Genomic DNA, 5,507 nt, shown 5'->3' with positions numbered 1-5,507 from the left:
CAACTCAACAACAACACCACCAGGATCGGGCGGGCCCTCCCGGACCTCCGACTCCATGTCCTCGACCCGTACGGGAACCCCACCCCGATCGGAGTCATCGGCGAACTGTACGTATCAGGGGCGGGGCTCGCGCGCGGGTACGAGGCGCGGCCGGCCCTCACGGCTGAGCGTTTTGTCCCCGATCACCTGGGACAGACACCTGGAGCCCGGCTCTACCGCAGTGGGGACCTCGCCCGCTGGACACCCTCCGGCGACCTGGAATACCTCGGCCGGGCCGACGCCCAGGTCAAGATCCGCGGATACCGCATCGAACTCGGCGAGATCGAGGCCCAGTTGGCGCAGATGGCCGGTCTGCGTGAGGCCGTCGCCCTTCCGTATCAGGAGGCGAACGGGCGTACGGACCTGGTCGCCTATCTCGTACCGGAACCGGGCACTGACCGGCCCACCACCAGCGAACTCCGCGACGCCCTCGCCGACCACCTCCCCGACTACATGATCCCGAGGAACTTCGTCCTCCTCGACGCCCTCCCGCTCACCCCGCAAGGAAAGCTCGACCGACGCTCCCTGCCCGCCCCCACCACCGAACGCCCCACCCTCGAAACAGAGTTCGCCCCGCCCCTACCCGGAACCGAAGAAGCCCTGGCCACCATCTGGGCCGACATCCTCGGCGTCGACCGCATCGGCCGCCACGACAACTTCTTCGACCTCGGCGGCGACTCCATCCGCAGCATCCAGATACTCGGCCGAGCCCGCGACAACGGAATCACCTTCCACCTCCAAGACCTCTTCCACCACCCCACACTCGCCGACCTCGCCACCACCACAACACAACCCACCACCACACCACCCACCACCCAACCCTTCTCCCTCCTCACCCCCCACGACCGCAACCACCTCCCCCACCACCTCGACGACGCCTACCCCATGGCCGAACTCCAGATCGGCATGGTCTACGAAATGCAACGCGACCCCGACCGCAACCCCTATCTGAATGTGACGTCGCTGCATCTTCCGGGGCGGTTCGAGCAGCAAGCCTTCCGTGCGGCAGTGTCCATGGTGGTGGAGCGGCATCCTGTGCTGCGTACCTCTTTCGACCTCAGTGGTCTGTCCGTGCCGATGCAATTGGTGCACGCGGAAGCCGAGATGCCTCTCGGCCTGGTGGATCTGCGCGGACTGAGCAAGGCCAGGCAGCGGCGTGAGCTGGCCGATTACGTCCGTGGGGAGCGGACGACGGGGTTCGATCCGGCGGTGGCGCCGTTGTTCCGGATGACCGTCCATGTACTGTCCGACGACGCCTTCCAGTGGACCGTCACCGACCACCACGCCATCCTCGACGGCTGGAGCCTCGCCTCCACCCTCGCCGAAATCACCGACACCTACCACACCCTCCTCAACGGCCACACCCCCACACTCCCACCCCTCCGCTCCACCTACCGCGACTACATCGCAGCCGAACAGAACGCACTCACCAACCCCGCACACACCACCTACTGGCACAACCTCCTCACCGACCGCCCCGACACCCGCCTCCCCCGGCACAGCGGCGACGGCACCCCCCTGCTCATCGGTGAACGGCTCGACGGCGAGGTGCATGAGCACGACAGCACCGGTGGGTACGGAGCGCTGGTCACCGTGGTACCGCCGGAGCTCCTGGCGGCGCTGGAGGACAGTGCAGCCCGGATCGGCGTGCCGTTCAAGGCCGTCGTCCTGGCCGCCCACATGCGAGTACTGAGCCTGGTCACGGGCAGCGCGGATGTCGTCACCGGGTTGTCGTCCAACGGTCGGCTGGAGGAGACCGACGGCACCGAGGTACGGGGGCTCTTCCTCAATTCGCTGCCTTTCCGGCTGCGGCTTCCGGATGGCAGCTGGGCAGACCTGGCACGCGCCGTGTTCGATGCCGAGCGCGAGATGCTGCCGCACCGCAGATACCCCATGCCGGCGCTGCAACGTGCGCTGGGCGGCGACCCCCTGTTCGAGACCGGCTTCGTCTACAACCACTTCCGACATGTGGACGAGCTGGCCGAGGGGGGCCGGGCCTCGGTCTCCGGGCCACACGACGAGACGGCTGCCGGGGTAGCCCGGACCAGCTTCCCGCTGCATGTGGCCATGAGCCGCGAACCGGGCCTGGCCGGAATGCGGATGGAGCTGGAGTACGACGCCAGGGAGTTCCCTGCGGAACAGATGCGCCTGATCCGCGACTACCACCTGCGGGCTCTGCGGGCGATCGCCGAGAATCCGGACGGCGTCCACCGAGCGGCCGTCCTGCTCGGCGAGGCCGAGCGAGCCCTGTTGGAACGCTGGAACGACAACGCCGCCGCTGTCCCGTCCACGCCCGTCCACGAGCTGGTCGAGGCGCGGGCGGCGGCACAGCCCCACCGCGTCGCCGTGGTTGCCGGGGAGCGGTCCCTGACATACGGCGAGCTCGATGCGCGTGCCGACCGGCTGGCCCGTCATCTGCGCCGGCTGGGTGTCGGCCCCGAGGTGTTCGTCGGGGTCGGCCTGGACCGTTCGCCCGAACTGGTCGTCGGGCTGCTGGCCGTGCTCAAGGCCGGCGGGGCTTACGTACCGTTGGACGTCTCCTTCCCCGCGGCCCGGCTCGCGCACATGCTCCGGGAGGCGGACGTGCGGGTGGTCCTGGCCGGGGCGAGCACGAGGGACCTGGTTCCGCGGGGGCCGTGGGAGACCGTCGACGTGGACACCGTCGTTCTGCACGAGGAGACGCGGCGCGGCCGGGTCCCGGAGGCCGGCGCCGGACCGGACAACGCCTGCTACGCCATCTTCACCTCTGGTTCCACAGGGCGGCCGAAGGGTGTGGTGACCCGGCACCGCAACGTGACCGAGCTTCTGCACGGCGGTCCCGCGATGGAGCTTCGGGAGGACGACACCGTTCTCCAGATCGCGACGGTCGCCTTCGATGTCTCCACCTTCGAGATATGGGCGCCTCTGGCGGCGGGGGCCCGACTCGTGCTCGCTCCGCCGGGACGGTACGCCCCGGCCGATGTGGCGGGCTGGGTGACGGATCACGGTGTGACGGTCCTCCACGCCACTGCCTCGCTGTTCACCCTGCTTGTGGACGAGCAGCCGCAGACGTTCGACGGACTGCGCCGCCTGCTCACCGGCAGTGAGACGGTTTCCGCACCGCACGCCGGCCGGATCCTCGCCCGTTGCCCTGAACTCGAGCTGGTCAACTGCTGGGGGCCGACGGAGACCACCACGTTCTCCGTCTGCGGCATCTTCACCGCGGACTCGCTCCCGGCCGGCCTGCTGCCGCTCGGTACACCGCTGGCCAACACCGAGGTCCGGGTGCTGGACGAGGCCGGCCATCCCGTGCCCGTGGGCAGCCCGGGTGAGCTGTACGTGGCCGGGCCGTGCCTCGCACGCGGCTATCTCGGCAGACCCGCGCTGACCGCCGAACACTTCCTGCCTCATCCCTCCGTGCCCGGTGCTCGGCTGTACCGCACGGGTGACCGGGGGCGCTGGTCGGCCGAGGGTCAGGTGGAGTTCCTCGGCCGGGTCGACCACATGGTCAAGATTCGTGGCTATCGGGTGGAGCCCGGCGAGGTGAGCGCGGCGATCGGCGCTCACCCGCGCGTTCGCCAGTGTGTCGTGACAGCGCCGCGGGACACGTCGGGACGGGCCGATCTGGTGGGGTACGTGGTGTGCGACGCCCCGGCGCCCGATGTGACCGAACTGCGGTCGGCGCTGCGGGAGAAGCTGCCGGAGTACATGCTGCCGAAGGCATTCGTGTTCCTCGACGCGTTCCCACTGACGGCCCAGGGCAAAGTGGACCGCGACCGACTCCCCGCACCGTCGGGGGACCGCCCGGAGCTGTCGGCTCAGTACGTGGCGCCGCTGCCCGGCGTGGAGGAACGGCTGGCGGTGATCTGGCGGCAGGTCCTCGGGTTGGACAGGATCGGCCGACACGACAACTTCTTCGACCTGGGCGGCGACTCGATCCGCAGCATTCAGGTGATCGGACGGGCCCGGGAGGAGGGTCTGCTGCTCACGCTGCCCGTACTGTTCCGGTCCCCGACGCTCGCCGCGCTGGGCACCGAGGTGACTTCGGTGGCGGCGGACCTGCTCCCCGCACCGACGACGGAGCCGTTCGCCCTGCTGTCGGCTGAAGACCGGCAGGCGCTGCCGGAGGGGCTGGTGGACGCCTATCCGATGGCGGCCCTCCAGGTCGGCATGGTCTACGAGATGGAGATCGACCCGGACCGCAACCCGTACCACAACGTCAGTACGGTGCGGCTCGACGAGCGGTTCGAGGAGGACGCCTTCCGGCGGGCCGTAGAGCTGACGGTGGGCCGCCACGATGTCCTGCGTACCTCGTTCGACCTGAGCGGCTACAGCAAGCCGGTGCAGCTCGTGCACGATCGGGCCGAGTCGCCGCTGACGGTCGTCGATCTACGGGGTCAGGACGACGGTGCGCAACGGGCAGCGGTGGCGGAGTGCGTCCGTAACGAACAGGACGAGGGCTTCTCCGTGGCGGCGGCGCCGTTGTTCCGGATGACGGTCCATGTGCTGTCCGACGACGCCTTCCAGTGGACCGTCACCGACCACCACGCCATCCTCGACGGCTGGAGCCTCGCCTCCACCCTCGCCGAAATCACCGACACCTACCACACCCTCCTCGACGGCAGTACTCCATCACTCCCGCCCCTCCGCTCCACCTACCGCGACTACATCGCAGCCGAACAGGCAGCACTCACCGACCCCGCACACACCACCTACTGGCACAACCTCCTCAACGACCGCCCCGACACCCGCCTCCCCCGACACACCACTGCGCTTCCCGACGGGCTCGCGGGGCTGTGCAGCGCGGGCGAGGTGCAACGCAACGACGCGGAGCGCCGGCACGGAGAGCTGATCACGCCCCTGCCGGTCGGTCTGGGCGTTGGTCTCGACCGGTTCGCCCGGCATTGTGGGGTGCCGCTGAAGTCCGTGATGCTGGCGGCGCATCTGCGGGTCATGAGCCTCGCCACCGGCAGCCGGGACGTCGTCACCGGGCTGTCGTCCAACGGTCGGCTGGAGGAGACCGACGGAACCGAGGCGCGGGGGCTCTTCCTCAACACTCTGCCGTTCCGGCTGGAGCTGCCGGAGGGCAGTTGGCGGGACCTCGTACGCACGGTGTTCGAGGCCGAGCAGGACATGCTGCCCCATCGCAGATATCCGATGTCCGCGATCCAACGCGAACTGGGCGGGGAACCGCTCTTCGAGACCGGCTTCGTCTACAACCATTTCCGTCAGATCGACACACTCGCCGGTGGGGCGGACACGGACGACGATCACGCCCGTGCGACCGGAGGTGGGCGGACTCACTTCCCACTGCTGGTGGCCGTCAGCCAGGAGCCCGGGCACCAGGGACTGAGCCTGGAGATGGAGTACGACATCGGCGAACTGTCATCCGTCCAGGTGGCGTTGATGCGGGACTACTACGTGCGGGTGCTGGAGTCGATGGTCTGCGAACCCGACACCGCGTTCGGCGACGTCGTCCTGCTCGGCGA

General features: G+C 69.1%; 1 protein-coding gene. It reads left to right on the top strand.

The window, feature by feature from the left end:
- Positions 1 to 5,507, top strand: a 5,507-nt coding sequence (locus ACIOHC_RS43720; protein ID WP_401847015.1) for an amino acid adenylation domain-containing protein, incomplete at both ends; no start/stop codon positions are given.

Source organism: Streptomyces sp. NPDC088252 (assembly GCF_044740965.1).
Classification (GTDB): domain Bacteria; phylum Actinomycetota; class Actinomycetes; order Streptomycetales; family Streptomycetaceae; genus Streptomyces.
Note: the sequence above shows the minus strand (reverse complement) of the source record. Positions and strands in the feature narration are given on the sequence as shown.